Annotated in this window: 25 protein-coding genes and 1 tRNA gene; 10 read left to right on the forward strand and 16 right to left on the reverse strand. The window is 62.9% G+C overall.

The features are described 5' to 3' along the window. Positions 1 to 33: 33 nt before the first annotated feature. Together GRI48_RS01185 and GRI48_RS01190 are read right to left on the reverse strand one after the other, a co-directional pair. Entirely contained in the window at positions 34 to 771 is a 738-nt protein-coding gene (locus tag GRI48_RS01185) for a hypothetical protein (protein ID WP_237451676.1), read from the reverse strand. Beyond that, complete coding sequence (locus GRI48_RS01190; RefSeq protein ID WP_160670201.1) at positions 768 to 1,220, reverse strand: GatB/YqeY domain-containing protein; 453 nt, start codon at positions 1,218 to 1,220, stop codon at positions 768 to 770. Before GRI48_RS01190 ends, GRI48_RS01185 begins: the two co-directional genes overlap by 4 nt. A gap of 163 nt (positions 1,221 to 1,383) precedes the next feature. Between GRI48_RS01190 and carA the strand changes: the two genes are divergently transcribed. The 4 genes from carA (at position 1,384) to greA (ending at position 7,106) form a co-directional block, all read left to right on the forward strand. After that, complete coding sequence (gene carA, locus GRI48_RS01195; RefSeq protein WP_160670205.1) at positions 1,384 to 2,568, forward strand: glutamine-hydrolyzing carbamoyl-phosphate synthase small subunit; 1,185 nt, start codon at positions 1,384 to 1,386, stop codon at positions 2,566 to 2,568. Further along, entirely contained in the window at positions 2,565 to 3,203 is a 639-nt protein-coding gene (locus GRI48_RS01200; RefSeq protein WP_160670208.1) for a hypothetical protein, read from the forward strand. The genes carA and GRI48_RS01200 overlap by 4 nt, the downstream gene beginning before the upstream one ends. After that, complete coding sequence (gene carB, locus GRI48_RS01205) at positions 3,203 to 6,526, forward strand: carbamoyl-phosphate synthase large subunit (RefSeq protein WP_160670211.1); 3,324 nt, start codon at positions 3,203 to 3,205, stop codon at positions 6,524 to 6,526. Before GRI48_RS01200 ends, carB begins: the two co-directional genes overlap by 1 nt. A 112-nt stretch (positions 6,527 to 6,638) precedes the next feature. After that, positions 6,639 to 7,106 (forward strand): transcription elongation factor GreA, encoded by a 468-nt coding sequence (gene greA / locus GRI48_RS01210; protein WP_160670214.1) that lies wholly within the window; start codon positions 6,639 to 6,641, stop codon positions 7,104 to 7,106. A gap of 18 nt (positions 7,107 to 7,124) precedes the next feature. Here greA and GRI48_RS01215 read toward each other — a convergent pair whose 3' ends face one another. From GRI48_RS01215 to GRI48_RS01235, 5 genes are all read right to left on the reverse strand, one after another. Continuing rightward, positions 7,125 to 7,352, reverse strand: coding sequence for a DUF4170 domain-containing protein (locus GRI48_RS01215; protein ID WP_160670217.1), 228 nt, complete (start codon positions 7,350 to 7,352; stop codon positions 7,125 to 7,127). Between the two features lie 106 nt (positions 7,353 to 7,458). Then, entirely contained in the window at positions 7,459 to 7,920 is a 462-nt protein-coding gene (locus GRI48_RS01220; protein WP_160670220.1) for a hypothetical protein, read from the reverse strand. A 94-nt stretch (positions 7,921 to 8,014) separates the two neighbouring features. After that, positions 8,015 to 8,329, reverse strand: coding sequence for a hypothetical protein (locus tag GRI48_RS01225; protein WP_160670223.1), 315 nt, complete (start codon positions 8,327 to 8,329; stop codon positions 8,015 to 8,017). Further along, a complete protein-coding gene (locus GRI48_RS01230; protein WP_160670226.1) occupies positions 8,326 to 8,742 on the reverse strand; it encodes a phage holin family protein in 417 nt (138 codons plus the stop codon). Before GRI48_RS01230 ends, GRI48_RS01225 begins: the two co-directional genes overlap by 4 nt. Before the next feature lie 22 nt (positions 8,743 to 8,764). Next, positions 8,765 to 9,325, reverse strand: a complete 561-nt coding sequence (locus tag GRI48_RS01235; protein WP_160670229.1) for a dehydroquinate synthase/iron-containing alcohol dehydrogenase family protein — start codon at positions 9,323 to 9,325, stop codon at positions 8,765 to 8,767. Positions 9,326 to 9,503: 178 nt separating this feature from the next. On the opposite strand from GRI48_RS01235, the gene eno reads away from it, so the two are divergent. From eno to GRI48_RS01250, 3 genes are all read left to right on the forward strand, one after another. Beyond that, complete coding sequence (gene eno / locus GRI48_RS01240) at positions 9,504 to 10,784, forward strand: phosphopyruvate hydratase (protein ID WP_160670232.1); 1,281 nt, start codon at positions 9,504 to 9,506, stop codon at positions 10,782 to 10,784. Between the two features lie 114 nt (positions 10,785 to 10,898). Beyond that, complete coding sequence (locus tag GRI48_RS01245) at positions 10,899 to 11,963, forward strand: phosphotransferase family protein (protein ID WP_160670235.1); 1,065 nt, start codon at positions 10,899 to 10,901, stop codon at positions 11,961 to 11,963. A 1-nt stretch (position 11,964) separates the two neighbouring features. Continuing rightward, positions 11,965 to 13,044 carry an Rv3169 family protein gene (locus GRI48_RS01250; RefSeq protein WP_160670238.1) on the forward strand — a complete coding sequence of 360 codons (1,080 nt, stop codon included), beginning with the start codon at positions 11,965 to 11,967 and terminating at the stop codon, positions 13,042 to 13,044. A gap of 6 nt (positions 13,045 to 13,050) precedes the next feature. Here GRI48_RS01250 and ribH read toward each other — a convergent pair whose 3' ends face one another. Both ribH and ribB read right to left on the reverse strand, forming a co-directional pair. Next, complete coding sequence (gene ribH, locus GRI48_RS01255) at positions 13,051 to 13,473, reverse strand: 6,7-dimethyl-8-ribityllumazine synthase (protein WP_160670241.1); 423 nt, start codon at positions 13,471 to 13,473, stop codon at positions 13,051 to 13,053. Between the two features lie 4 nt (positions 13,474 to 13,477). Next, the gene (gene ribB / locus GRI48_RS01260; protein WP_160670244.1) at positions 13,478 to 14,728 is read right to left on the reverse strand and encodes a 3,4-dihydroxy-2-butanone-4-phosphate synthase; all 1,251 of its coding nucleotides are present in this window, start codon (positions 14,726 to 14,728) and stop codon (positions 13,478 to 13,480) included. A gap of 198 nt (positions 14,729 to 14,926) precedes the next feature. On the opposite strand from ribB, the gene GRI48_RS01265 reads away from it, so the two are divergent. Further along, the gene (locus GRI48_RS01265; RefSeq protein ID WP_160670247.1) at positions 14,927 to 17,233 is read left to right on the forward strand and encodes an EAL domain-containing protein; all 2,307 of its coding nucleotides are present in this window, start codon (positions 14,927 to 14,929) and stop codon (positions 17,231 to 17,233) included. A 313-nt stretch (positions 17,234 to 17,546) separates the two neighbouring features. Here GRI48_RS01265 and GRI48_RS01270 read toward each other — a convergent pair. The 6 genes from GRI48_RS01270 to GRI48_RS01295 all read right to left on the reverse strand — a co-directional run bounded on the left by GRI48_RS01270 (position 17,547) and on the right by GRI48_RS01295 (position 23,497). Beyond that, positions 17,547 to 17,622, reverse strand: a tRNA-Lys gene (locus tag GRI48_RS01270). A gap of 108 nt (positions 17,623 to 17,730) precedes the next feature. After that, on the reverse strand, positions 17,731 to 18,855 hold the full coding sequence (gene rodA, locus GRI48_RS01275; RefSeq protein WP_160670250.1) for a rod shape-determining protein RodA: 1,125 nt from the start codon (positions 18,853 to 18,855) through the stop codon (positions 17,731 to 17,733). Beyond that, a complete protein-coding gene (mrdA, locus tag GRI48_RS01280) occupies positions 18,852 to 20,984 on the reverse strand; it encodes a penicillin-binding protein 2 (protein ID WP_160670253.1) in 2,133 nt (710 codons plus the stop codon). Before mrdA ends, rodA begins: the two co-directional genes overlap by 4 nt. Then, the gene (gene mreD / locus GRI48_RS01285; protein ID WP_160670256.1) at positions 20,984 to 21,538 is read right to left on the reverse strand and encodes a rod shape-determining protein MreD; all 555 of its coding nucleotides are present in this window, start codon (positions 21,536 to 21,538) and stop codon (positions 20,984 to 20,986) included. Before mreD ends, mrdA begins: the two co-directional genes overlap by 1 nt. Next, positions 21,538 to 22,428 carry a rod shape-determining protein MreC gene (gene mreC, locus GRI48_RS01290; RefSeq protein WP_160670259.1) on the reverse strand — a complete coding sequence of 297 codons (891 nt, stop codon included), beginning with the start codon at positions 22,426 to 22,428 and terminating at the stop codon, positions 21,538 to 21,540. Before mreC ends, mreD begins: the two co-directional genes overlap by 1 nt. Positions 22,429 to 22,453: 25 nt before the next feature. Continuing rightward, positions 22,454 to 23,497 (reverse strand): rod shape-determining protein, encoded by a 1,044-nt coding sequence (locus GRI48_RS01295; protein ID WP_160670273.1) that lies wholly within the window; start codon positions 23,495 to 23,497, stop codon positions 22,454 to 22,456. 189 nt (positions 23,498 to 23,686) lie between these two features. Between GRI48_RS01295 and mutL the strand changes: the two genes are divergently transcribed. Further along, entirely contained in the window at positions 23,687 to 25,507 is a 1,821-nt protein-coding gene (gene mutL, locus GRI48_RS01300; RefSeq protein ID WP_160670276.1) for a DNA mismatch repair endonuclease MutL, read from the forward strand. Then, positions 25,507 to 26,007, forward strand: a complete 501-nt coding sequence (locus tag GRI48_RS01305) for a hypothetical protein (protein ID WP_160670279.1) — start codon at positions 25,507 to 25,509, stop codon at positions 26,005 to 26,007. The genes mutL and GRI48_RS01305 overlap by 1 nt, the downstream gene beginning before the upstream one ends. Positions 26,008 to 26,064: 57 nt before the next feature. On the opposite strand, the gene GRI48_RS14470 is transcribed toward GRI48_RS01305, so the two are convergent. Further along, a complete protein-coding gene (locus GRI48_RS14470) occupies positions 26,065 to 26,886 on the reverse strand; it encodes a DUF1206 domain-containing protein (protein ID WP_160670282.1) in 822 nt (273 codons plus the stop codon). Positions 26,887 to 26,917 lie beyond the last annotated feature (31 nt).

Here is a 26,917-nt window from a genome sequence, read left to right on the forward strand (position 1 = left end):
TCGAGATGCCAATCCCCGATCATCTGAAGCTGGTCACTGACCCTGCGCCATGCAGGCATTGGTCGCACCGGCAGCTTCGCCCGGGAACGGTCCCTTGGCATTGGCTTCGGTGTAATTGACCTTGAGCTGGTATGCATCCTGCGGACCTGAAGGCGGGACGGTCGACTTCCAGTAGAAGGTGAGGGGTTCGGCCTGCTCCCACTGGTTGCCGCCGTCGCCCGCGCTGACCGTCCACACCAGCGCGCCGTTGTCGCAGGAGATGACGACATCCGCCTTGGGACCGATCGCGGCAAGCGCCTCGGCCTTGGAATAGCCGGCCTCGCCGGTGAAGCCGACGGCCGGGCGCGTCATGCGGAACACTTCCGCGCGTTCCACGTCGGAGGAATCATTGCCGTTTCCGCTGCCGGTGGTCGGATCGTTGTCCTCGCCCGGATAGACGATGTGGACGTAGGTATAGACCGTTCCTGCAGGCGCATTCGCCGGATCGCAGCTATCCATCCCCGCGGGACAGGCGACGTAGCTCGTCATGTCGGCGAAGTTGCCTTCCGCGGTGGAGAACACGGTCTTGGGCTCGGGCCCCTGCGGGCCTGAGATCTTTGCGCCCAGCTGCAGGTCCATGAAGCTGCCGGCGGCGATGGCGTTGGCCATGGCGACGGCCTCGCCATCGGAATTGGCCTTTTCGAGGTCGGTGGCAGAGGTATCGTCCGCTTCGCTCGTGCAGGCGCCCAGCGCCAGGGCAATCGTCGCGGCAGCGGCAAACAGCTTCGTCATGTCAAACTCTCCTTTACCAGGGCCGAGGCCCGGCTCATGTCGAGTTCAGCGCCATGCCGCGCCTTTAGTTCCGCCATCACGCGGCCCATATCCTTAATGGAATCAGCGCCCAAGGTTGATTTCACGTCCTCGATCGCGGCGCGCGTTTGCGCTTCGTCCATCTGGCTGGGAAGGAACTCCTCGATAATGGCGAGTTCCTTGCGCTCCTGCTCGGCCAGTTCCTCGCGGCCACCGTCAACATACATGGTTATCGACTCGCGCCGCTGCTTGGCCATTTTTTGCAGCACTTCGATCACGAGATCGTCGTCGTTGGCCGGAGCTTTGCCCGTCCGCGCCTCGATATCGCGGTCCTTGATCTTGGCCGAAACCAGCCGGAGCGCGGCCGTACGCTCCTTGTCGCCGGCCTTCATCGCGGTGATGGTGTGCTGCTTGATGTCGTCGCGGATCATGTGTCTCGTCCTGCCTTGGAATGGAATGTTGGCCGCCAGATAGGGATTTTGCCCCGATTAGTCGACATATCCACCGAACCCGTGTTGACGGCAGGGGCGGCTGTCCCTAGCGGGTGAGACTTAGCGACATCGCCGGAAAACCCCCTGACTCGGAGCGCCCCTTATGGCCCTTTCCGCCCCTACTCCTGCGCAACCAGCCGGTGCGACGGGAGTCCTCGTTCTGGCCGACGGAACGGTCGTTTGGGGGCGTGGCTTCGGCGCTTCGGGCGAAGCGGTCGGCGAGGTGTGCTTTAACACCGCGATGACCGGCTATCAGGAGGTGATGACCGATCCCTCCTACGCCGCGCAGATCGTCACATTCACATTCCCGCATATCGGCAATGTCGGTGCGAACGAAGAAGACCTGGAAAGCCGCGTTCCGGGCGCGGTCGGATGCATCGTGCGCGAGGATATCACCGCGCCGAGCAATTTCCGCAGCGCCGAGCCGTTCCACGTCTGGATGCACAATGCCGGAAAGATCGGGCTTGCGGGCGTCGATACCCGCGCGCTGACCCGCCGTATCCGCATGTCCGGCGCACCCAATGCGGTGATCGCGCATCACCCGCGGGGCAAGTTCGACATCGCCAAATTGCTGAAGAAGGCACAGGGCTGGGCCGGCCTCGAGGGCATGGACCTGGCTGGAAAAGTCACCCGCGAAAGCCAGGAGGACTGGGCCGGCGGAAGCTGGGCGCTGGGTTCCGGCTACGAGACGATGGGCGAAGGTGCGGGCAAGCCCCACGTCGTCGCGATCGACTACGGCGCGAAGGATAACATCTTCCGCAACCTCGTAAAAGCGGGCGCAAAGGTGACCGTCGTACCGGCCAAAACCTCGCTGGACGAGGTCATGGCGCTGAAACCTGACGGCGTATTCCTGTCGAACGGGCCGGGCGATCCGGCGGCGACTGGCGAATACGCGGTGCCGGTTATCAAGGGACTGCTCGACAAGGACGTGCCGATCTTCGGCATCTGCCTCGGCCACCAGATGCTCGGGCTGGCCGCAGGGGCGAAAACGGCCAAGATGTTCCAGGGCCACCGCGGCGCAAACCACCCCGTGCAGCGTGTCGGCGAGGGCTGGGGCGAAACGGAGGGGCTGGTCGAGATTACCAGCATGAACCACGGCTTCGCGGTCGATAACGAAACGCTGCCGGACGGTGTCGAGGAAACCCATCGATCGCTGTTCGACGGCACCAACTGCGGCATTTCGATCAAGGGCAAGAAGGCCTTCGGCGTGCAGTATCACCCCGAGGCAAGCCCCGGCCCGCAGGACAGTTTCTACCTGTTCGAGAAATTCGTGGGGATATTGGGGTGAACAGCAGCGTTAGCCACGAAGATTTGCAGGCGCAGATTGTCGAACTACTGTTCGATGCAATGAATCAAGATGCCGGGTTCGTTGGTCCAGATCAAATAGGACAGAATCTCAATATTTCGGGCGATCGCGTGACCCTTGCCGCGAGCGCACTTGTACGGAAAGGTTACCTACAAGCTCGGTACAATACTCGCTCTGGTGCCCGCTATCAAATTTCAGAGCAAGCGTATCTTGATGTCGAGGAACGGCGGGCAAAAGAAATGGAAGTGGTGGGCAAATCGTCGTCCGACCCCATCCAAGCATTGGAGGAGCAAATCGCTCCCGCTGCCGGGCGTATGGTCAGCTTTGGAGACAATCAAAGCGACGCCGATCAGGCTATTGAAATCATCGAGGAAGCAACATCTGCTCTACGCTCCTCAAATAAGATCGATACAGAACTTCGCGACGAGACAGTAATTAATCTCGACACATGGAAAGGCATGGTAGCGAAGGGTCAGCGGTTCGCAGTTGGAGCGTTCCGTTTTCTAGTCTGGGATCGGATTAAGGCGGTAATCGAAAACGGCATTGAAGATATTTATCGCGTCGCCCTTGTGACCGCGCTCATCACTCTCGGAACCCTCATAGTGGCTTTATTCTAATGCCCAAACGCACTGACATCTCCTCGATCCTCGTCATTGGCGCCGGTCCGATCATCATCGGTCAGGCCTGCGAGTTCGACTATTCCGGCACGCAGGCGATCAAGGCGCTGAAGGAGGAGGGCTACCGGGTCATCCTGGTCAACTCCAATCCGGCCACGATCATGACCGATCCGGAGTTCGCCGACGCCACCTATGTCGAGCCGATCACGCCCGAGATCGTCGCCAAGATTATCGAAAAGGAGCGGCCCGACGCGCTGCTGCCGACGATGGGCGGGCAGACCGCGCTCAACACTGCGCTCGCGCTGTTCAACGACGGTACGCTCGAGCGGCTGGGCGTCCAGATGATCGGTGCGGATGCCGATGCCATCGACAAGGCGGAGAACCGCCAGCGCTTCCGCGAAGCGATGGACAAGATCGGCCTTGAAAGCGCGCGCAGCGGCGTCGCCACCACGGTCGAGAAGGCTTACGAAATCCTCGAGCGGACGGGCCTGCCCTCCATCATCCGGCCCAGCTTCACGCTCGGCGGCACGGGCGGCGGCATCGCCTACAACAAGGCCGAGTTCGAACGAATTGTACGCGAAGGGATCGACGCCAGCCCCACCAACGAGGTGCTGATCGAGGAATCGCTGCTCGGCTGGAAAGAGTTCGAGATGGAAGTCGTCCGCGACAGGAACGACAATGCCATCATCATCTGCGCGATCGAGAACGTCGATGCGATGGGCACGCACACGGGCGATTCCATCACCGTCGCCCCGGCGCTGACGCTGACCGACAAGGAATACCAGATCATGCGCTCGGCGAGCATCGCCGTGCTGCGCGAAATCGGCGTGGAAACAGGCGGTTCGAACGTACAGTTCGCAGTCAATCCGGACGATGGCCGGTTGATCGTGATCGAGATGAATCCGCGCGTTTCGCGCAGTTCGGCCCTAGCATCCAAGGCGACCGGCTTCCCCATCGCCCGCGTCGCGGCGAAGCTTGCCGTGGGCTACACGCTCGACGAGATCACCAACGAGATCACCGGGGCGACGCCTGCCAGCTTCGAACCGACGATCGACTATGTCGTGACCAAGATCCCGCGCTTCGCATTCGAAAAGTTCAAGGGCGCCAAGCGCGAGCTCGCCACCGCGATGAAGTCCGTCGGCGAAGTCATGGCCATCGGCCGCAATTTCCAGGAATCGATGCAGAAGGCGCTGCGCGGGCTCGAAACCGGGCTCGACGGGTTCAACCGCGTCGTGGCGCTGGAAGGCGTGAGCCGCGAGAAGATCGTCGCCGCGATCAGCCAGCGCACGCCCGACCGGCTGCTCAACGTTGCGCAGGCTTTCCGCGAAGGCCTGACGGTCGAGGAAATCCAGCCGCTCACCGGCTACGACCCGTGGTTCCTGCGCCAGATCGAGGCGATTATCTACGAAGAGCGGATGATCGCGCACAACGGCCTGCCGCGCGATGCCACCGAAATGCGGCGGCTGAAGGCGATGGGCTTTTCCGACAAGCGGCTGGCGACGCTGGCCGTGCGCTCGGTCGGGGTGGCGGGCGGCCTTGCCGAGACGCAGGCGCGCCGTTCCGGTCTTTTGCACGACACGCTGCGCGCCATGGCTGGCGCAACGAGCGAGGCCGAGGTTCGCAAGCTGCGCGAAAAGCTTGGCGTCTTCCCGGTCTACAAGCGGATCGACAGCTGCGCTGCCGAGTTCGAGGCGGTGACGCCGTACATGTATTCGACCTACGAGGCTCCGAGCTTCGGCGAACCGGAGTGCGAGGCCGATCCCTCGGATCGCAGGAAGATCGTGATCCTCGGCGGCGGCCCGAACCGGATCGGGCAGGGCATCGAGTTCGACTACTGCTGCGTCCATGCCTGCTTCGCGCTCGCTGAGGCGGGTTACGAGACGATCATGGTCAACTGCAATCCCGAGACCGTCTCCACCGATTACGACACCTCCGACCGGCTCTATTTCGAGCCGCTGACCGAGGAAGACGTACTCGAGATCCTGCGGGTCGAGCAATCGCGCGGTGAACTGGTCGGCGTGATCGTCCAGCTCGGCGGGCAGACCCCGCTCAAGCTGGCACAGGCGCTGGAGGATGCGGGCATCCCGATCCTGGGCACTTCGCCCGACGCGATCGACCTTGCCGAAGACCGCGAACGCTTCGCCAGGCTGGTCGGCAAGCTCAAGCTCAAGCAGCCGGCCAACGGCATCGCGCGCAGCCGCGACGAGGCGGCCGCCGTCGCGCGCAAGATCGGCTACCCGGTGCTGCTGCGCCCCTCCTACGTCCTGGGCGGCCGGGCGATGGAGATCGTCGACAGCGAAGCGCAGCTCGACGATTATATCAACACGGCCGTCAATGTGTCGGGCGACAGCCCGGTGCTGGTCGACCAGTATCTGCGCGACGCCATCGAATGCGATGTCGACGTCATCTGCGACGGCGACGAGGTGCGCGTCGCGGGCGTGATGCAGCATATCGAGGAAGCGGGCGTCCATTCGGGCGACAGCGCTTGCACCATTCCGCCCTACAGCCTCCCCTCGGAAATCATCGAGGAAATGGAACGGCAGGCCGATGCGCTCGCGCGGGCGCTGAACGTCATCGGGCTGATGAACGTGCAGTTCGCGGTCAAGGACGGGGAGGTCTATCTCATCGAGGTCAATCCGCGCGCGAGCCGGACCGTGCCCTTCGTCGCCAAGGCCATCGGCCAGCCGATCGCGAAGATCGCCAGCCGGATCATGGCGGGCGAGAAGCTGTCGGCCTTCGATCCCTTCCGCCGTGACTTGCCGTACATGGCGGTCAAGGAAGCGGTGTTCCCCTTCAGCCGCTTCCCGGGAAGCGATCCGGTGCTCACACCGGAAATGAAGTCCACCGGCGAAGTCATGGGAATAGACAAGGATTTCGCTCGCGCTTTCCTCAAGTCGCAACTGGGTGCGGGGGTCCGCCTGCCGCGTTCGGGCACGCTGTTCGTTTCGGTGAAGGAGGGCGACAAGCCGCAGATCGTCGAGGCGGTGCGCGATCTGATCGCTCAGGGTTTCAAGGTCATCGCCACGGGCGGGACGCAGACCTATCTTGCCGACAAGGGGCTCGACGTCGAGCGGGTCAACAAGGTCGCCGAGGGACGGCCCCATATCGTCGACCGGATCGTGGACGGCGAAGTGGACCTGATCTTCAATACGACCGAGGGTTGGCAATCGCTTCTCGACAGCAAGTCGATCCGCGCTTCGGCTCTCGAGTTCAAGATTCCGTACTACACCACGGCGGCCGGTTCGGTCGCTGCGGCACGCTCGATCCGGGACGTTGCGCCCGACACGCTTGAAGTCCAGCCCCTGCAAGACTATTATAGCTGAGAAATACGCCTCCTTCCCCTGACAATCGAGCCGGAAAGCGGCCGCACCACTGGCGCGGCGGATGGTCCGATTGTTGCGGGGGCAGGCTCAACAGGGAACAGGCTGGGACGTCATGGAAAAGGTGCCGATGCTTGCGGAAGGCTATGAAAAGCTGACCGCGGATCTAAAGATGTTGCGGGCCGAGCGTCCGAAAATCGTCGATGCGATCGAGGAAGCGCGCGCCCATGGCGATCTTTCCGAGAACGCCGAATACCATGCCGCCAAGGAACGCCAGGGCCAGGTCGAGGCGCAGATCGCCGAGATCGAGGACAAGGTGACACGCGCACAGATCATCGATCCGACCACGCTGTCGGGCGACAAGATCGTGTTCGGGGCGACGGTGACGCTGCTCGACGAGGACGAAAAGCCGGTCAGGTACCAGATCGTCGGCCAGACGGAGGCAGATGCGGCCCGCGGCCGGATATCCTACAACTCGCCGATCGGTCGTGCGCTCATCGGCAAGAGCAAGGGCGAAGAGATCGAGGTCACCGTACCGTCGGGCGACCGGTTCTATCTCGTCGACAAGATCGAATACATCTGATCGCCGCCGGGGCCGGACTCAGGCGTCCGGCGTCAGCAGCTTGTGGATGTGGACGATGACGTATTTCATCTCTGCATCGTCGACCGTGCGCTGCGCATTGGCGCGCCACGCTTCGACCGCCGCATCATACGAACTGTAGACGCCCGCGACGTGGATGCTCTCGGGGTCGGCGAAAGTCGTCGAGCGCGGATCGGTGACCTTGCCGCCCATGACGAGGTGCAGGCGCTGAGTGGATTGTTCTTCCATGGTGGGATCCCGGGGATTGGATGAGGGGGAGGACTCGAGCGCCCCATAGAGAAAGCGGCGCTGCAGGCAAACCCGCAACGCCGCTTTAATCGGTCTCAGGATGCGATCAGTTGGTCAGGCTACGGCGGGCGTCGCGTACTGCGCGGCTCGACTTCTTGCTGACCGTCCGGCCGAGCGAGCGGAGCGTATCCGAAGCGTTCGCGGCCTTGTATCCAATGTCCCGGCGTGCCGAGCGCGCCGTCGAGGCCACTCCGTCTCCCAGGTCGTCGAGCCGGTCCCTGCCAGTGATCGCGGCATCTGTCGCGTAGACCAGGCCAGCTTCCGCAAGCGCGGTAGCAAGCGAACCCGCGCGCCGGCCGAGCTTTCGGCCCTTCGGCGTAAGCGCGCCGATCAGCAGTCCGAGGACAACGCCGCCGGCGACGGTGGCGAAAGGATGCTCCTTCGCGAAGCCGACAGCATTGTCGCGTGCCTCGCGTGCGTACTGCGAGAACTCCTTGCGCTCTTCGTTACGCTGTTCGCCGGCGGCGATCCGCTGGCGAAGTTCTGCGCGCTTTTCTTCGGTTGTCATGGGGCACTCCGTATCTCGAATTTCGGTTCATTGAATGAACGAGGCGACCCCCGCGATGTTCCGGATTTCGGACCTGGCAGGTCCGCGACCCATCCTAGCGAGCGCGATCCTGTTCGTCGTCATCGTCGGCAGCGTCTTCGTCGGAAAACAGTGACAGGATCGGATTGCGCGCGAACCAGATGAACACGGCGGCGATCAACGTCGCCAGGACGCCCTTGTGGTTGTCGGCTACCTCGACTGCTTCCTCGAAAACGTCGATCGCCCCTTCGCTCACCCGATCGACGAACCTTTCGCCGAAGCTCTTGCCGGTCAGATTGTTGCGCAGGTGCGAAACGTCGGCCTTGAGCAAGGCGAGGGACGCATCCCGGATGGCGCGATCTTCGCGCAGGCGCTGTGCGTAATCGGTCATCGCTTCGTCTCGCTGTAGGCCGCCGAGAGAGCATCGAACCGCCGCTTGGCCATCCTTACCAGAAGGATCGCGGCCAGCACGAGAACGGCGGTGACAAGAGCGGTAGCGCCGAAGGGCGTCAGGATCGGCGTCAGCGCAATAACCGAGCCGACCACGAGCGCCACCAGCGCCAAGTGCAACAGAGCGAACGCTGCTACGCCATACAGCGCAGCGCCTTTGCCCATCGTAGCGGTGAACGCGAGACGCGTCTTCTGAAACGCTACCTCCGATTCGACGTAGGTCTTTCCGTCATCGATCAGTGCGACGAGGTCATCCGTGAGCGAAGGGGACGCAGAGCCATGCCCTGCGTCCTCCTCGAAGACTTCGTCATCGTATTGCCGCGGCCCTTCGCCGACCGGTTGCTCGTCCAGCATCAGGTGCCCCCGCCTGCCGGGTTCAGTCGCTGCGGCCGCGGAAGAGGCGTGCGAGCAGGAAGCCCGTCACCGCTGCAATACCGATTGCCGTGCCCGGGCTCTTGCGCACGAATTCGCGAGCATCCTCGCCCAGTTCGTCGATGCTCTTGGTGTCGAGCTTGGCTGCACCTTCCTGCAAGCTGCGCGAGGCCGAACGGGCATAATCGCCGTACTTTTCGCCGAGCTGCTGGTCGATCTTGAGCGCCGTTTCGCTGATCAGATTGGCGAGACCCGAAATGGCATCGCTGGTCTTCTTCTTGCCTTCGACGGCGAGTTCGCCGGCCTTGACCTTCGCCTGGTCGCCGTAGCCCTTGGCATCTGCGACGTAGCTGTCGCGCTTGCCCTTGGCCTGCTCGCGATAGGCTACCGCGCGCTCACCGGCTTCGCTTTTGAGCGCGACTGCGCCTGCCTTTGCTTCCTCGAGCGCCGCGTTGAAACGCGATTTCGCCTCCGAGGTATTGGCGGAACCGGTCGCCGCGGCGAGTTCGGCTTGCTTGGCCGGGGTTTTCTTCGGTTTGCTGGTGCTAGCGGTGGCGTCTGCCATGATCTTTTCCTTTACCCTCACAGGTTCTGTACGTGTTTTAGGCCTGCGGAGACCGCAAACCATTCTATGTTGCAACGCAACTTGCGCCGCATAGTTCCGGCGCATACAGCGCGCCTGCATCCCCCAGATGGGGGTGTATTATGAATATGCAACACCGGCAGGGGAGTTAGCGGTACCAATGACAGCGATCATCGATGTGCACGGACGGGAAATCCTCGACAGTCGCGGTAACCCGACGGTGGAGGTCGACGTGCTGCTCGACGATGGCAGTTTCGGACGCGCCGCGGTCCCGTCAGGAGCATCTACGGGTGCGCACGAGGCGGTCGAACTGCGCGACGGGGATAAGGGCCGTTACCTCGGCAAGGGCGTGTCGAAGGCAGTGGACGCGGTCAACACGGACATCCGCGAACTGCTGGTCGACATCTTCGATGCCGAAGACCAGCGCGACGTTGACATGGCGATGATCGAACTCGACGGGACGGACAACAAGAGCCGCCTCGGCGCGAACGCGATCCTCGGCACCAGCATGGCGATTGCAAAGGCTGCGGCGAATGCGCGCGGTCTCCCGCTCTATTCCTACATCGGAGGCGTCTCGGCCCACGTGCTGCCGGTGCCGATGATGAACATCGTCAACGGCGGCGAACATGCCGACAACCCGATCGACATCCAGGAATTCATGATCATGCCGGTCGGGGCGGACAACATCGCCGAGGCCGTGCGCTGGGGCTCGGAGATCTTCCACACGCTCAAGAAAGGTCTGTCCGAAAAAGGGCTGTCCACTTCGGTCGGCGACGAAGGCGGTTTCGCGCCCGACCTTGCCAGCACCCGCGATGCGCTGGATTTCATCATGGACTCGATCGACAAGGCAGGCTTCACGGCGGGCGATGACGTCGTTCTTGCCCTGGATTGCGCCTCGACCGAATTCTTCCGCGAGGGGAAGTACGAAATTTCCGGCGAGAACCTGTCGCTAACGCCGCACGAAATGGCGGAATATCTCGACAGTCTGTGCCGCGACTACCCGATCCGTTCGATCGAGGACGGCATGGCGGAAGACGACTTCGAAGGCTGGAAGGCGCTCACCGACCGGATCGGCAACTCGGTGCAGCTGGTCGGGGACGATCTGTTCGTCACCAATCCCAAGCGCCTGGCGATGGGCATCGGCGACGGGCTCGCCAACTCGCTGCTGGTCAAGGTCAACCAGATCGGCACGCTGACCGAAACGCTGGAGGCGGTCGATATGGCCCACCGCGCGCGCTATACCTGCGTGATGAGCCACCGCTCGGGCGAAACGGAAGATGCGACCATCGCCGATCTCGCCGTCGCGACCAATTGCGGGCAGATCAAGACCGGAAGCCTGGCGCGTTCGGACCGCCTCGCGAAATACAACCAGCTGATTCGCATCGAGGAAGAGCTTGGCGACAGCGCGCGCTATGCCGGTCGCGGCTGTTTCGGCCGCTGACCCGCGGCCTAACACGGCGGCGCCGCTGAAAGTTTCGATCCGCTACCGAAGCCGATTGCCAGAACGACGGCCTGCCGATAGCCTCTGCTCCGAGATTATCCTTGGGAGAGGAAATTGGCAGAATTCCCGGTCCATCCGGATGCAGTCACGGCTGCGTGGCTGAGCGAGCTGCTCGGTGCCCGAGTAGCAAGCGTTGCATGGACCCCGATCGGAACCGGCCAAGTCGGCGACAGCGTGCGTTTCGAGCTCGAATATGCCGGTGACGCGCAAGGTCCGGCAACGCTCGCGGGCAAGTTCCCGGCGGCCGACCAGACGAGCCGTGCGACGGCTTCGACCTTCGGGCTCTACGCGAAGGAAGTGAACTTCTATCGGGACCTGGCGCCGGCACTCGAGGTCCGCGTACCCGATGTGCGATTCAGCGGCTTGAGCGAGGATGGCAGCGAGTTCATCCTGCTGTTCGAGGATCTCGGCCCGGCACGTGGCGGCGACCAGGTCGCGGGCTGCTCGATCGAGGACGCGGAGCAGGGCATCCGGCAGGCAGCAGCGATCCACGCACCCAGTTGGGGCAGGGCGGACCTGCTCGATCGGGAGTGGGTCAAGCCGCGCGAAGGGCATGGCGCGCAGGTTGCCGCGCTCTATCCGCAGGCGCAGGCGCTGTTTCGCGAGCGTTACGCCGAAACGCTTCCGCGCGAGATGATGCGGCTGTGCGACGAGCTTGCCGAACTGAGCACCTCGTATTTCACGCCGTCCGATCGCCCCGCGCCGCAATGCGTGGTCCATGGCGACTTCCGGCTCGATAACATGCTGTTCGACATAAATGGCGGCAGCGAACCCATTGCGGTTCTCGACTGGCAGACCTGCACGACCGGACGGCCGATGACCGATGTCGGATATTTCCTCGGTTGCGGCATCGGCGACGAACGGCGCCGCGCACACGAAGAGGAGCTGCTTGACCTTTATTGTTCGGAAATGACCCGGCGCGGCGTCCCGCTGTCGCGCGAGGACATCTGGCACGAGTATCGGCTCGGCGCGCTGCACGGCGTGTCGACCGCAGTCTTCAGCGCGGCATTCGTCGAACGGACCGAGCGCGGAGATGCCAATTTCCTGTCGATGGCGATGGGCGCCTGCGCGCTGGCGCTGCACCACGACAGCCTCGGCGCACTCAAGGGAGAAACATGAGATGGTCCTGACCCGCGGCGACGATTATCCCATTCATCAGACGCCCGAACCGGTTGCCTATTCTGGCACCGACCGCAATTTCTACGACCGCTACTTCTTCAACGGCTACGGGCCCGATGGCGAGGATTTCTTCGCAGCAGCTTTCGGTGTCTACCCGCACCTCGATGTCGCCGACGCGCATTTCTGCGTCGTGCGCGATGGCAAGCAGCACTGTCTCCACGCGAGCCGCAAGCTGGGCATGGAGCGGATGGAACTGAGCTGCGGGCCGGTCCGGATCGACATCGTCGAGCCACTGGAAAAGCTGCGGGTCATCGTCGAGGGCGAGGGGATCGCCGCCGACATCACCTTTACCGGCAGGGCCTTCCCCATCGAGGAACCGCGGTTCGTCTGGCGGATCGGCCCGCGCACCATCATGGACTACACGCGCCTGACGCAGAACGGCCATTACGAGGGCTGGATCGAGGTCGACGGCAAGCGCAAGACGCTCGTTGCAGGGACCTCCGGCACGAGAGACCGCAGCTGGGGGGTGCGTCCGGTCGGCGCTGCCGATCCGCAATTCCAGGGCGGCGCCGCGGTACCGCAGTTCTTCTGGCAATGGACCCCCGTCAACCTGCCGACGCGCAGCCTGTTCTATCATGTCAACGCTCATGGCGACGGAACGCCATGGAATACGCGCGGAGTTGTCGCGCCCGACGGCAACGGGCCGGAAGCGTTCACGGACCATCACGATCCGCACATGGACACGCCCCTCACGAGTGGAACCCGCTGGCCTGCCGGCGGTACGTTGACGATGGGTGACGAGAGCTTCACCTTCGAGCCGGTCGGCAGGTTCCAGATGCGCGGGCTCGGTTACACTTCACCCAAGTGGAACCACGGCCTCGATCACGGCACGCTCGAGGTGGAACGCGAGGAGATCGATCTCGATGCCGTCGATCCCGAGCGGCCCGACCATCTCCACGTCCAGATGCTGTGCCGTGTCACCAGTGATAGCGGCGAGCAGGGCATGGGCGTGTTCGAACAGCTTGCCATCGGCCCCTACGAACCTCTCGGCCTCGAAGGACTGGCCGAAGGAGCGCGCTGACCTGGCTCAGCCGGCGAACTTCTGCTGCAAGTCGAACAGGGCGAGGGCGGCTTTTGCAGCTTCGCCGCCCTTGTCCTTCTGCGCCGGGTCCGCGCGGACCAGCGTTTGCTCGCGGTTCTCCGTCGTGAGGATGCCGTTGCCGATGGCGATCCCGTCCATGGTCAAGGCCATGATCCCGCGCGCGCTTTCGCCCGCCACGATCTCGAAATGGTAGGTCTCGCCACGGATGACCACCCCGATGGCGACGAACCCGTCGTAACGACCGGTTTCCGCAGCGAGGGCGATCGCGCCTGGAAGCTCCAGCGCGCCCGGGACCGTCAGGACCTCGACCGAATGGCCGGCATCCTCGAGAACGGTCCGGGCACCCGCGACGAGCATGTCGTTGAAGTCGTCATAGAAGCGCGCTTCGACGATCAGGAAATTGGCCATGGTGCTACTCCGGGATTGCCATGTGTTCGACGATGTTGAGGCCGTAGCCTTCGATCGCGACGACGTTGGGCGTCGAATTGCTGAGCAAGATCATCTCGTGGACGTCCATGTCCGCGAGGATTTGCGATCCGATGCCAACGTTCCTGTATTCCGGATCGTCGCGGTCCTGCGGTGCGCGCGTGCGGTCCGGCGTGATGACGACGATGATCCCGGAGCCGTGCTTCCCGACCGCGTCCATGGCGCGTTGCAGCGTGCGCTTGCGGGGTCCTGCCTGGCCGAGAACATCGTCCATCAGCGAAATTGGGTGGACGCGGACCAGTGTCGGCTCGTCCGGCACGACGTGCCCTTTCTGAAGAACGAAGCTCTCCTTGCCGTCGACCTTGTTGCGATAGGTGATCAGGCGCCACTGGCCGCCGTAATCGGAGGTGAAGGCGCTGTCGGCAACGCGTTCGACCAGGTGATCCTTGCGGCTGCGATACTCGATCAGGTCGCGGATGGTGCCGATCTTGAGATCGTGCTTGCGGGCGAAATCGACCAGGTCGTCGAGCCTCGCCATGCTTCCGTCCTCGCGCATGATCTCGCAGATGACGCCGGACGGATTGAGACCCGCAAGGCGCGAGATGTCGACCGCGGCCTCCGTATGCCCGGCGCGCACCAGGACACCGCCATCGCGGGCGGTCAGCGGGAAGACATGGCCCGGCGTGACGATGTCTTCCGGACCTTTCGACGCGTCGATGGCGACCGAAACGGTGCGGGCGCGATCGGCAGCGCTGATGCCGGTCGTCACGCCCTCCTTCGCCTCGATCGAGATCGTGAAGGCAGTCTGCATGCTCTCGCGATTGTCGCGGCTCATCGGCTGCAGGCCGAGTGCATCGACGCGCTTGCGATCGAGCGCCAGGCAGATCAGGCCGCGTCCATGCGTCGCCATGAAATTGATCGCCAGCGGCGTTGCCATCTGCGCGGGAATGATCAGGTCGCCCTCGTTCTCACGGTCCTCGTCGTCGACCAGAATGTACATGCGACCATTGCGCGCCTCTTCGATGATTTCCTCGATCGGGACGAGCACCGGCTTGTCGTCGATTGCCTCGAGAAAGCGCTGGAGCTTGCCGAGCGTTTCCGCAGTCGGATTCCAGTCGTCCTCGGTGCAGTCGCGTAGCGAGTTCGCATGAAGGCCTGCCGCGCGGGCGAGGCCGGATTTGGTGAGCTTGCCGTCCAATACGATGGAGCGAACCTGTTCGATGATCGTCGTGTCCATGCGATGCAGCTATCACACTGGAATGTGACGGAGCAAGCCGATTATCACACTCTAATCCGGTTCCGATGCAGCATCGACGAGCGGCAACCGAAACTTAGCACATGATCGAAAGGGTCTGTTTACCATCGACAGGTAAAGAAAGCTGCGGCGACGATCGGATCATAATGCCCCCGAATTAACCGGAAATGCGGGAACTGGATGGCAATTCTGCCCCAAATCAACAGGTTGAACGAACGGGCTCGCGATGCCGTCTGGGCGGCCGTGGCCGCCGGTATCTTCGCTCTACTAGGCTTGCTCGGCCCGCTCGACCAGTCGATCTGGATATACCAGTCCATTTTCAGCGACGAGCAGATGAGCGGGGATATCGTCTTCGCTACCTCGCGTGACAGTTTGTCTGATCCTGCCAAGCCGCAACAGCGCAAACGATTGGCCAGCGCGCTCGACGCGCTCGGCGAAAGTGGTGTCGATCACATCTATATCGATGTCGTCTTCGATCGCCCCTCCACGCCCGAGGCCGATGCAAGGCTTGCCCAAGCGATCGAAAGGCTCGGCGATCGGGTTACGCTGGTCCGCCGTGTTGAAACCTACATCGCAGGTAAAACCTGGGTACAGACCACGATCGAGCCCATAGCCGGTGACACGCGCCAGGTCATAAGTGACCGAGTGGTGAATTACATGGGGTTCACCTGGGAGATGCCGCTGGTTCTCGAAACGCGAGCTGGTCGGTTCGAGACCCTGCCAGCAGCCTTGGCTGATGCCGAAACCTCCTCGGTCAGGTCGACGTTGATCAATTACGACTTCGACCCGACTTCCATGAAGGTCATCGAGATCGATGAAGACATCGAGCCTGCTACTCTTGCCAGTCTTGCCGGCAAGCGCGTGCTCTTTGGCAATCGTGGAGCAAAGGCTGCCGAACTTGCTAACATTCCCGGCTTGCCGGGGGTGCCGGGAAGTTACGTCTCGATCTTTGCGGCGGAGACACTCAAGGCTGGTTACGCAAAATATCTGCCCGCATGGCTTGCATGGGCCGTCGCTTTCGTTGTTCTTTTCCTGATCACAGGACTGTGGCGGCCGGCAACCGAATTGCGTCGCAAGGCCTACGCCCTGTTCGCGCTGGCCGTTCCGGCCACGGTTCTTCTCGGAACTCACTTTCACATTCGGGTCAGCGTGGCGTCGGCGCTGATGACGGGTGTGTGGTACGGTGGTCTTCGACTTCGCTCTCGCTGGCAGCGTAAATTCGCGCTGGAAGATGACAAGACCGGTCTGCCGACCTTCCGGGCGTTCGAGAAACTCATCGCGGAAAAAGGTGCACCCAGCGCGGTCATCGTCGCCAAGGTCCACGGCTACGAGGAAGTCGTGAAAGCGCTGCCACCGGATCTCCACTCCGAATACGTGCACAACATGGTCGAGAGGCTGAGGGTGACGGAGAAAGGGATGGCGATTTACGCGACCGAGGGCCGCTATTTCTCCTGGGCATCGGCGGAAACCGCGCCGCAGGACATCGAGGAGCACTTGAACGGCTTGCGCGCGCTGTTCGCCACGCCGATCAGCGTCGGGGATACTGAACTCGACGCGGGCATGACATTCGGTGTCGACATGTCCGGCGAACCGAACCCGGCACGGCGCATCGCTTCTGCCGTTTCAGCAGCCGAGAAAACCGACGAAGCGCATCGACCGATCATCTTCGCTGAAGAAAGCAACCAGAGCGACGCTCTCTGGAAATTGTCGCTCCAGGGACGGATCGATCGTGCCCTCGACCGGGGCGAAATTTACCTCGTTTACCAGCCTAAGGTCGACATCTCGACCGGCCAGATGGTTGGTGTCGAGGCTCTGGTACGATGGAACGACCCTGCTCGCGGCCAGATTTCGCCAGCCTTCTTCATTCAGGAGTGCGAGCGGGCGGGGCGGATGGACCACCTGACGCAGTTCGTGCTCGACGAAGCGGTCAAGGCTGCCGTCCTCCTTCGCGGACATGGCATCGATGCCAAGATGTCGGTGAACATCTCGGCGACCCTGCTGCGAGACAATCGTGTCGAGCGAATGGTTCAGCAGACCCTGCGAGAACACAATCTTCCGGCGCATCTTCTCGTGCTCGAGCTGACCGAGACAGCGCGCATCCTCGACCTCGACCACGCGGTAACCGTGCTCGAGCGGTTGCGCCTGACGGGTTGCAGCATATCGATCGATGACTTTGGTGTTGGTGCTGCAAATCTGGAAGTGATCTACAAGCTGCCGCTCGACGAGTTGAAGATCGACCGGGAATTCGTCGCCAACGTCCAGAATCCCAAGGCCGCCGCGGTCATCGGAAGCATGATCGCCTTCGGAAAGGCGGCGGGAATCGTGGTGATCGCAGAGGGCGCAGAGGACGCGCAAACGATTCGCAATCTGGCAGATCTGGGGTGCAATATCATTCAGGGCTACGGGATTTCCCGGCCTGTAGAGCTTGCCGATCTCCTTCAATTTCAGTGGACTACGACAAAACCGACAGCAAAAAACATGGTTTAAACTTTACAAACAAACCTGGTTAACGCATATGCAAGGTCTACAAAATGGAGACCTTGCAGTGATCGATCTTATCGCAATCGCGCTTGGCAGCCGCCGCGGCAGCTGAGCCTACACAGTTTCTGAGCCTCGGGATTTGGAAGCACAGCGCTTTCGACCCAGGTTCTCTACCGAATAAAGAAGGGGCCTCTGGTCCCTTTTTTTGCGCCCATTGGATACGTGGCTGACTGCGGCCGCCCCCGACAATCGAAGCCGAGCGCACACCACCGCCCGCTCATTGGGCGGGACTGGGTCTACGCTAAGGCTGAGGGGAAGGTGGTGGACGCACTAGGGCTCGAACCTAGGACCCGCTGATTAAGAGTCAGCTGCTCTACCAACTGAGCTATGCGTCCACACGTCGATTGCTGGCTGAACCGTAGGTGCGGTCCGAATCGAACGAGGCGCTCATATAACCGCTGTCTCGCGCATGGGAAGAGGCCACGGGCCAAAATTAGCGAAAATCAGCGCATCCCTCGCAATCCCGTTTTCGGGGCATCGCGATTCCACCGGTTCACCATCATCAGCGTGCCTATGCAGATCATGTTCGTCATCATCGACGAGCCGCCGTGGCTCATGAACGGCAGGGGGATGCCGACCACCGGAGCGAGGCCCATGACCATCATAAGATTGATCGCGATGTAGAAGAAGATCGTCGCGACCATGCCTGCAGCGAGCAGGCGCGAGAAGCGGTCGTTCGAACGCATCGAGACTTTCCAGCCCCACCGCAGGATCAGCGCGAAGATGCCGATGACCACAATGCCGCCGATCAGGCCCCATTCCTCCGCCATCGTGGCGAAGACGAAGTCAGTGTGCGGTTCGGGCAGATAATTGAGATGGCTCTGCGAACCCTCGTTGAACCCCTTGCCGGTGATACCGCCGGACCCGATCGCGATCTTCGACTGCGTAATGTGATAGCCTGCACCAAGCGGGTCGCTTTCCGGATCAAGGAAAGTGAAAACGCGCCGCTGCTGATAGGGCTTGAGGCCGAAAAAGAACGCCAGCGGGGCGATGACCATCGCCGCGGCTCCGCCAAGAGCGAACCAGCGCATCGGCAGCCCTGCGAGAAACATGGTAACGACGCCGCCGAAACCGATCGCCAGAGCGGTGCCCAGGTCCGGCTGGAGCAGAACAAGCGCCATCGGAAAACCGATCAGCGCCCCGGTAGGCACGATCGAGCGCCAGCTGTTGGTCAGACCTGTGGGAAGGGTTTCGTAGAACCGTGCGAGGGTCAGCACGATCACCGGCTTCATCAGCTCGGACGGCTGCAATTGCATGAAGCCAAGGTCAAGCCAGCGCTGGCTCCCGCCTCCTACGAAGCCCATCGCCTCGACCGCCATGAGCATGACCAGCACGATCCCGTAGACCGGATAGGCGAAGAAGCGCACGAAATCGCGGGAGAAGCGCGTCATGATCGCGGCAACGGTGAGAAACACCGCGAAGCGTACGAGGTGGGACGAGGCGTAGGGCGACATATGCCCACCCGCCGCGGAGTAGAGGACGGCCGCACCGAAAGCGACCAGCACGAACAGCGGTGCGAGCATCTGCCACGGTTGGCGCGCAATCGGTGCGGGAACGATGCTGCTCATCGGGCAGGGCTTGCCGGTGGCGAGGGTGCCGGTGTCGGAGCGGAAGCCGCGGCCGGATCGGTCGGACTCGCTGCCGTTGCCCCTGCCGGATCGGCAGCGCGCGGCGCAGACGCTGGGTTGGCTTCCGTCCGCGGCGTGATGGCATCGGTCGCGATGGCTTCTGGCTGGGTCGCAGCTGCTCGCGCTTCCGCCTCGACCTGGTCGAAGATATCCTCGTCGCGCCTCGGCGCAGGGGCCACGCTTTCGCCCGCAGCGGCGGCATAGGCCGCATACTTTCGCTCGAGCCGTTGCTTGGCAGTGCCGCCCCACTGCTTCTCCAGCGCAAACAAAGCTTCGAGGCCCTTCTGCGGATCGAACAGGAAAGTCATCACGTCGCGTGCGATCGGGTAGGCCGAGCCCGAGCCGCCGCCGTGTTCGATGACGACGGCGCCGGCGTAGCGCGGCTTGTCGAACGGCGCGAAGAACACGAACAGGCCGTGGTCGCGATATTTCCACGGGCCGGTCTTACCGTTCGAAATGCTGAGCGAGACGACCTGGGCCGTCCCGGTCTTGCCGGCCATCTTGACGTCTTCGAGCGGCAATCGGGCACGTCCCGCGGTACCCGGCCCGTTGACCACGTCGCTCATCGCTTGCCGGACGTAATTGATCTCTTCCGGCGTGAACGCGAAATGTTCGAACTTGGGTTTCTTGCCGTCGAGGATGAGGCGGGGCATCACCCGGTCCCCGGTGGCCATCCTCGCACTCATGACGGCAAGCTGCAGCGGGCTCGTCAGGTAGTAGCCCTGGCCGATGGAGGCGTTGACCGTGTCGAACGGTTGCCATGCCTGGTCGTATTTCTTCCGCTTCCAGGTCGGCGACGGAACGGTCCCGTAAAACTGCGTCGTCACCGGCAGATCGAATTCTTCGCCCAGGCCCATGCGATGCGCCCATTCGGCGACCTTGGCGAAGCCGACCTGCTGGGCGAAATGGTAGAAGTAGCTGTCGCAGCTCTGGTAAATGGCTTTGGCCATGTTGACCTGGCCGTGATTGCTCCAGCAGTTGAAGAAGCGGTTGCCGATCCTGCGTCCGCCGCCGCAGATGATCGTCTCTTCCGGTTTCACACCGGCGTCGAGGAACGCCATGCAGTGCATGGGCTTCACGGTCGAACCGGGCGGATAGAGGCCTTGCAGCACCTTGTTGCGCAGTGGCACGCGCTCGTCGTCGCGAAGCATGGCATATTCGACGCGCCCGATCCCGGCGCTGAAACTGTTGGGGTCGTAGCTCGGCATCGATGCCATGCAGAGCAAGTCGCCGGTCTCGCAGTCCATCACCACGACCGACCCGGATTCAAGGCCGATCCGCCGGGCCGCGTAATCCTGCAACGGGCCGTCGATCGTCAGTTTTACCGGATCGCCCTGGACGTCCTCGCGGGTTTCGAGATCGCGCACGATCCGCCCCGAAGCCGTCACCTCTACCCGGCGAGCGCCCGGAATGCCGCGCAAGTCCTGCTCGAATTGCTTTTCCATCCCGTCCTTGCCGATCTTGTACCCGGGGGTGATCAGCAGCGGGTTGCGATCCTTTTCGTATTCTTCGGCCGACGCCGGACCGACGTAACCCAGGAGATGGCCGACGGCAGGACCGGTCGGGTAGAAGCGCGAGAAGCCACGTTGCGGCACCACGCCGGGCAGATCCGGCAGGCGGACGCTGATCGCGGCAAACTGGTCGTATTTCAGGCCGCTTGCCACTTCGATGGGCTGGAAGCCCCGTGCATGATCGACCTGGGTCTTGAGATCGGCGATCTTGGCCGCATCGAGATCCAGTATCTCGGCAAGTACGCCGATGGTGTAATCGGCATCGCGCATGCGTTCCGGGATGACGTCCACGCGAAAGTCGGCACGATTGGACGCGAGCGGCGCTCCGTTGCGATCGAGGATCCAGCCACGACGCGGCGGGATCAATGACAGGTTCACCCGGTTGCTCTCGGATTCGAGCCGGTATTTCTCGTTCTCGGCGATGGCGATGTAGCCCATCCGGCTCGCGAGCAGGACGCCGATGCCCCCCATGACCGAGCCAATGACCATGGCGCGCCGGTCGAAGGAGTGCTTGAGACTTGCAGTCGTGACTTTTTGATTGGGAAGCTTGCCGAGCATTACGCGACCCTGCGTACCCGCATCAGCCTGAACCGGTCCAGTCTCGCCACCAGGCGCGAGAGCAGGGGGTAGACGAAAATGCCGATCGCCATTTGCGGGCCGCCCGCAATCATCATCGGCACGGTCAGCGATGCGCCGGACACTACCATGGCGAGCAAGATATATGCGAGGATCAGGCTGGCAGCGGTGATCCAGTCGATCAGGAAGTGTCGCCAGGGAAAGCGCGCTTCGAGCATCTCGAGCGCGATCATCGCCAGCGACCAGAGCGCGATGGCGCTGCCGAATGGCTGGCCGCTGTAGAGATCGTCGAAAGCGCCGAGGGGAAATCCGGCCCACACCGGCAGCAGCCCAGGACGCTGCATTCGCCACGCGATCAGCATGATGAAGCCGAGCGGCGGGAAAAGCGGAAGCGCGGTCGCCATGAAGAAGATCGGTATGAGGGAGGCGATCATCACCGAGAGCCACGGGACCACGTTTGCGAGCAGCGGCGAATGGGCGCGGTTGATGCGCCGGCCGTACGGGTCGCTGCGGGATCGGGGATTGAGCCGCTCCATCAGTCGGCCAGTTCCTCTTCGATCGGTGTCTGAACCGCGAGGACGGCTTCGGGCTGCCAGATCGGCTCGACCGATACCCAGTCCGTGGCGGCCGGATCGCTGATGATCCGCGCAAGGCCGCCATCGTCGTTGACCTCGCTGACGATCGCGACGGCGATGCCGGGGCGATAGTAGCCGCCCGCGCCACTGGTGACGAAGACATCGCCCTTCTTGAGCGGATTGATCCCGAGATTGATGAGACGGATGCGGAGCAGTCCGTCGCCGCGACCTTCGGCGAAAGCCACGACTTCGTCGCCGGCGCGGCGGACCGGAAGCACGCTCTCGCTATCGGTCAGCAGGAGGACACGCGAGCTGTCGCGGCTGACTTCGAGAATCCGTCCGACGACTCCGCGCGGCGAGCGCACCGACATCCCGACTTCGACTCCGTCGGCGGAACCCGCTCCGAGATAGGCGAAGCGGCGTGTGCTTGACGCCGTCGAGCCGACCAGCCTGCCGACAGCGACGGGAGCGACATCTTCGTCCTTGAACCCGAGCAGGCCCTTGAGGCGCCGGTTTTCCTGTTCGGTGGCCCTGGCTTCGGCGAGCTTGATGCGGGCCAGTTCCACTTCCCGCTTCAGCGCCGCGTTCTGGCTTCCGGCCCGATAATAGCCATTGATCGTTTCGAACAGCCCAAGGCCCCAGGTCCGCCCTTGCGCGCTACTTTCCGCAACCGGTTCAACCACATCATGGGCCGAGCCGCGCACGCCGTTGAAGGAAGATGGGCGCCAGAGCGAAACGCCCAGCAGGATCGCGCCGACCAGTGCACCGATACCGGCCAGGATATAGCCGGTGAATACGCTGTACTGCGCCTTGCGAGAGTAACTCGAGCGCCGGGATGAGGGCGGCGCCATGGGCCGTGGAACCTCCTTCGTTCGGTCAGGCGGTCATCAACACGCCGCGATAGATTTCGTCTTCCATCGCCCGGCCAGTACCAAGGGCAACGCAGGACAGCGGATCTTCAGCGATGCTGACGGGCAGGCCCGTCTCTTCGCGCAGGAACTCGTCGAGGCCTTGGATCAGTGCGCCACCGCCGGTGAGCACGATACCCTGATCGACGATGTCGGCTGCCAGCTCGGGCGCGGTGTTCTCTAGCGCGATGCGCACGCCTTCGATGATCGCGCCGATCGGTTCGGACAGCGCTTCGGCGACATGCGCCTGGTTGATCGTGATTTCCTTGGGCACGCCGTTGACGAGGTCGCGACCCTTGATCGTGATGCTTTCGCCGACACCGTCTTCGGGTGCCTGGGCGATGCCGTAATCCTTCTTGATCCGCTCCGCGGTGGATTCACCGATCAGCAGGTTGTGATGTCGTCGTACGTAGGAGACGATCGCTTCGTCCATCTTGTCGCCGCCGGTGCGAACCGATGTGGTGTAGGCGAGGCCGCGCAGGCTCAGCACAGCGACTTCGGTCGTGCCGCCGCCGATGTCGACCACCATGCTGCCGACCGGCTCGGTCACCGGCATGTCCGCGCCGATCGCCGCTGCCATCGGTTCGAGAATGAGAAAGACTTCCTTCGCGCCTGCGTTCGAGGCAGCATCGCGGATCGCGCGGCGTTCGACCGAGGTCGAACCGGAGGGAACGCAGATCACGATCTGCGGATAGCTGAACATGCTCTTGCGACCATGCACCTTCTGGATGAAGTGCTTGATCATCGCCTCGGCAATCTCGATGTCCGCGATGACACCGTCGCGCAACGGGCGGATCGCTTCGATGCTGTCCGGCGTCTTGCCCATCATCATCTTCGCATCGTCCCCCACGGCCTTCACTCGCTTGATGCCGTTGATCGTCTCGATCGCGACGACCGACGGCTCGTTGAGGATGATGCCTTGGCCTTCGACGTAGACCAGCGTGTTGGCCGTCCCGAGGTCGATGGCCATGTTGTGGGAGCCGAATTTGAAGAGGTTCGAGAAGAAGCTCATGGAATTGGTGCAATCCGTTATGCTTGCGTGTCGACGGCACCGATCCCGGTGCAGCGCGACGCGCCAATGGTGGGAGTGATGCGTCCTCTAGCCAAAGCGCGGTTAAAAGGCCAAAAATTTATGTCGAAAGACACGATGATTTCCACCGGCGACCTCGAATCTGCGCCGCTTCATCGCTAGGCTCTGCAAATGCCGCAAATCCGCCGCCTCCCTGAATCGCTGGTCAACCGTATCGCGGCCGGCGAGGTGGTCGAACGTCCGGCCAGCGCGCTCAAGGAGATAGTCGAAAATTCGATCGATTCCGGCGCGCACCGGATCGACGTGCGGCTGACCGGGGGCGGGCTCGATCGGCTCGAGGTCACCGACGACGGTTGCGGGATGACGCCCGACGACATGAGCATGGCGCTCGAACGCCATGCGACCTCCAAGCTGCCCGACGAGAACATCGAGCAGGTCGCAACGCTCGGCTTCCGTGGCGAGGCCCTGCCGTCGATCGCTAGCGTCGCGCGGTTCACACTCGAAAGCCGTCCGCGCGATGCCGCGCAGGGCTGGCGCAAGGTCGTCGATCACGGAACGCCGGTCGAGGACGAGCCGGTAGGCTTGCCGCCGGGCACGAGGGTCCGGGTGGAAGAGCTGTTCGCCAAGGTCCCGGCGCGGCGCAAGTTCCTGCGCACCGAGCGCAGCGAATATGCAGCCTGTCACGATGTCGTCCGGCGGCTCGCCATGGCTCGGCCGGACATCGCCTTCAGCCTGATGCATGGCGAACGGCAGGTCTTCCGGCTGCCCGAGAACCAGCGTCTGGCAGAGCGTGTCGCCCAGATCGTCGCGCGCGAGCTGCAGGAGAACGGCGTGGCGATCGAGGCCGAACGGCCGAGTAGCGAGGGGATAATGCGGCTCACTGGGATCGCCGGTCTGCCGACCTACAATCGCGGAGTCGCCGATCACCAGTACCTGTTCGTCAACGGGAGGCCGGTGAAGGATCGCCTGCTGATCGGTGCGGTGCGCGGGGCCTATTCCGACATGCTCGCGCGCGACCGGCACGCGGTACTGGCGCTCTTTCTCGACCTTGCGCCGGCCGATGTCGACGTGAACGTCCATCCGGCCAAGACGGAAGTGCGGTTCCGCGATCCGGCCGCCGTGCGCGGCTTCATCGTCTCGGGGCTTCGCGCTGCGCTGTCCACCGGCGACCGGCGCAGCGCGCAAACGCCCGATGCCGCGGCGATGGGCAAGTGGCAGCAGGAGCCGGCTCCGGCCTTGCGGTCGATCTTCGAAGGGCGCGACTGGAGCAGGCCGTCCGGCTCGCCTGCATCCGTCCGGGACGCTTCGCGCGAATGGCGTGGCTACGAAGCCGAGGTGATGACCTCGTCCGACGCCTTGCCGCAGGGCAGGGCGGAACAGGCCGAGCCCTTGCCGCAGGATGCTGCCGACTACCCGCTCGGTATCGCGCGTGGCCAGGTCGCCGAAACCTACATCGTTGCCGAGGCGGCGGACGGGCTGGTGCTGGTCGACCAGCACGCAGCGCACGAACGCCTCGTGCTGGAACGACTGAAGGCTGCCGGGTCAGGGGACGCGGTCGCCCGTGCGCAGGCGTTGTTGATCCCCGATGTCGTCGAACTGGACGAGGCCGATTGCGACCGGCTCGAGGGATCGATCGACAAACTCGCCCAGATGGGCCTCTCCATGGAGCGCTTCGGGCCTAGCGCGATGCTGGTGCGAAGCCTGCCGCATGCGTTGGCCGGGGCGGACAGCCACAAGCTGTTGCAGGACATCGCCGACGATATCGCACATCACGGCGAGGCACTTCTCCTGGGCGAAAAGCTCGACCTCGTGCTCGCGACGATGGCGTGTCACGGTTCTGTCCGGGCAGGCCGCGTCCTCTCGGTCGCCGAAATGAATGCGTTGCTGCGCGAGATGGAGCGCACGCCGCGTTCAGGCCAATGCAATCACGGCCGCCCGACGTGGGTCAAGCTGTCGCTCGACGACGTCGAGAAACTTTTCGGGAGACATTGATGCGAATGATCGGCCTCATGCTGGCTGCGGCCAGCGTTGCATCGTGCAGCGAGGAAATGTCGCCCGAAGAGCAGCGGACGGCAGACGCGGCAGATATCGCCGCTGTCGAAGCCTTGCAGACCCCGCCGCCGCAACCGATCGTCCCGCAGCCGATCGGCTATCCGGATATCGAGAAGCACAATCTCTACGGCGCGGGATGCAACTTCGCGCCCGAGGGCGGGGGGCTCGGAGCGATCGCCCTGGCACAGACGAAGGCCGGCTACATGAAAATCGACAACGCGATCCAGCGCTTCGCTCCGGATGTCGGCAGTGCCAAAATGCCCTTGGGCACCCGCGCCAAGTACGATGGCACGTCGAACAGTTTCCGGCTCAGCTTTCTCGATCAGAAAGGTAAGCAGTCGGGCATGGAAACGGTCGATTTCAAGGCGCATCTCGTCGTCAGGAACTCGTCCGACGCTATAGTCTACGAGGCGGATGGCATCGCGCAGTGCGGATCCTGACGAGCGACGGCCCGGACCGACTGGTCCAGGCCGCCATTGTCGTAGTCTTTCAGGAGATCAGGCTCGGAATTTGGGCACCCTGCCTTGGGCACCAAGGTCCGGAATGATGCGGTATCGGGCCAGCACGAGGCTGAAGAGGCCGAACATGATAAGGCCGATTGCCGTGAGCGTGAAAACTGCGCCTTCGCCGGCGAGGCTGGCGACAGCATCGCCCAGCGTCTTCACCTGTTGTGCCCCGGCCGACATGAAGCCTGCCTTGAACAGCGACCAGCCGATTACGGCGTAAACGACTGCACGGGCAAGGTAGCCCGCTGCACCCAGCCACCGTGTCGCTTCGGGGGCACGCCCGGAAATGCGGTGCATGAATTCGCCGCTGACGCCCTTCTTGGCCTGGAAGGCTGCGGTGACGAAAAAGATGATTCCGAGAATTCCGAGCACCACGCCGCCGAAGTCCACCGACAGGACGCCGGAGACGGCTTCCTGTGCGCCGCCGCCATTTTCCGATCCAGCCGATGCTTCGGCGCTGGTGGCCGAAGTCGCGAACTTGTACGCCGAATAGGCCAGCGCGAGGTGGGCAATTCCGCTCCCTCCATGGCCGAGACGCTTCGCCCAGCCTTTCTTGTCGCTACCCTCGTTCTCGATATCGAAGGCGAGAGAAGCGAAGCGGAACAGGGCGTATGCAAACAGGCCGACGACCATGAGCCACAGGATCGCCGAGCCCAGCGGAAATTCCTTGATCGCTTCGAAGATGCCATTCGTGCCCTTGGCGATCTTTTCGGCGCTGGTGAGCGCAATCAGCCCGAGGACCGAATACATGATTGCACGGCTGAAATAGCCGACGCGAACGAGCCAATTGAATTTCTCGGATTTGTCGACCACCGACACTTCTCCCCTTTGATAGTGTCCCGTC

Origin of the sequence: Qipengyuania oceanensis, assembly GCF_009827535.1 — a bacterium.
Lineage (GTDB): Bacteria > Pseudomonadota > Alphaproteobacteria > Sphingomonadales > Sphingomonadaceae > Qipengyuania_C > Qipengyuania_C oceanensis.

What these genes read in the sequence shown, in the direction of transcription:
- carA (WP_160670205.1), top strand. Translation starts at nt 1,384, where the DNA reads ATGGCCCTTTCCGCCCCTACTCCTGCGCAACCAGCCGGTGCGACGGGA.
- GRI48_RS01225 (WP_160670223.1), bottom strand. Translation starts at nt 8,329, where the DNA reads ATGACCGATTACGCACAGCGCCTGCGCGAAGATCGCGCCATCCGGGAT.
- mrdA (WP_160670253.1), bottom strand. Translation starts at nt 20,984, where the DNA reads ATGCTCGGCAAGCTTCCCAATCAAAAAGTCACGACTGCAAGTCTCAAG.
- GRI48_RS01265 (WP_160670247.1), top strand. Translation starts at nt 14,927, where the DNA reads ATGGCAATTCTGCCCCAAATCAACAGGTTGAACGAACGGGCTCGCGAT.
- mreD (WP_160670256.1), bottom strand. Translation starts at nt 21,538, where the DNA reads ATGGAGCGGCTCAATCCCCGATCCCGCAGCGACCCGTACGGCCGGCGC.
- ribB (WP_160670244.1), bottom strand. Translation starts at nt 14,728, where the DNA reads ATGGACACGACGATCATCGAACAGGTTCGCTCCATCGTATTGGACGGC.
- carB (WP_160670211.1), top strand. Translation starts at nt 3,203, where the DNA reads ATGCCCAAACGCACTGACATCTCCTCGATCCTCGTCATTGGCGCCGGT.
- GRI48_RS01215 (WP_160670217.1), bottom strand. Translation starts at nt 7,352, where the DNA reads ATGGAAGAACAATCCACTCAGCGCCTGCACCTCGTCATGGGCGGCAAG.
- rodA (WP_160670250.1), bottom strand. Translation starts at nt 18,855, where the DNA reads ATGAGCAGCATCGTTCCCGCACCGATTGCGCGCCAACCGTGGCAGATG.
- GRI48_RS01235 (WP_160670229.1), bottom strand. Translation starts at nt 9,325, where the DNA reads ATGGCAGACGCCACCGCTAGCACCAGCAAACCGAAGAAAACCCCGGCC.
- GRI48_RS01250 (WP_160670238.1), top strand. Translation starts at nt 11,965, where the DNA reads ATGGTCCTGACCCGCGGCGACGATTATCCCATTCATCAGACGCCCGAA.
- GRI48_RS01185 (WP_237451676.1), bottom strand. Translation starts at nt 771, where the DNA reads ATGACGAAGCTGTTTGCCGCTGCCGCGACGATTGCCCTGGCGCTGGGC.
- GRI48_RS01295 (WP_160670273.1), bottom strand. Translation starts at nt 23,497, where the DNA reads ATGAGCTTCTTCTCGAACCTCTTCAAATTCGGCTCCCACAACATGGCC.
- GRI48_RS01305 (WP_160670279.1), top strand. Translation starts at nt 25,507, where the DNA reads ATGCGAATGATCGGCCTCATGCTGGCTGCGGCCAGCGTTGCATCGTGC.
- mreC (WP_160670259.1), bottom strand. Translation starts at nt 22,428, where the DNA reads ATGGCGCCGCCCTCATCCCGGCGCTCGAGTTACTCTCGCAAGGCGCAG.
- eno (WP_160670232.1), top strand. Translation starts at nt 9,504, where the DNA reads ATGACAGCGATCATCGATGTGCACGGACGGGAAATCCTCGACAGTCGC.
- GRI48_RS01220 (WP_160670220.1), bottom strand. Translation starts at nt 7,920, where the DNA reads ATGACAACCGAAGAAAAGCGCGCAGAACTTCGCCAGCGGATCGCCGCC.
- GRI48_RS01230 (WP_160670226.1), bottom strand. Translation starts at nt 8,742, where the DNA reads ATGCTGGACGAGCAACCGGTCGGCGAAGGGCCGCGGCAATACGATGAC.
- GRI48_RS01190 (WP_160670201.1), bottom strand. Translation starts at nt 1,220, where the DNA reads ATGATCCGCGACGACATCAAGCAGCACACCATCACCGCGATGAAGGCC.
- greA (WP_160670214.1), top strand. Translation starts at nt 6,639, where the DNA reads ATGGAAAAGGTGCCGATGCTTGCGGAAGGCTATGAAAAGCTGACCGCG.
- mutL (WP_160670276.1), top strand. Translation starts at nt 23,687, where the DNA reads ATGCCGCAAATCCGCCGCCTCCCTGAATCGCTGGTCAACCGTATCGCG.
- ribH (WP_160670241.1), bottom strand. Translation starts at nt 13,473, where the DNA reads ATGGCCAATTTCCTGATCGTCGAAGCGCGCTTCTATGACGACTTCAAC.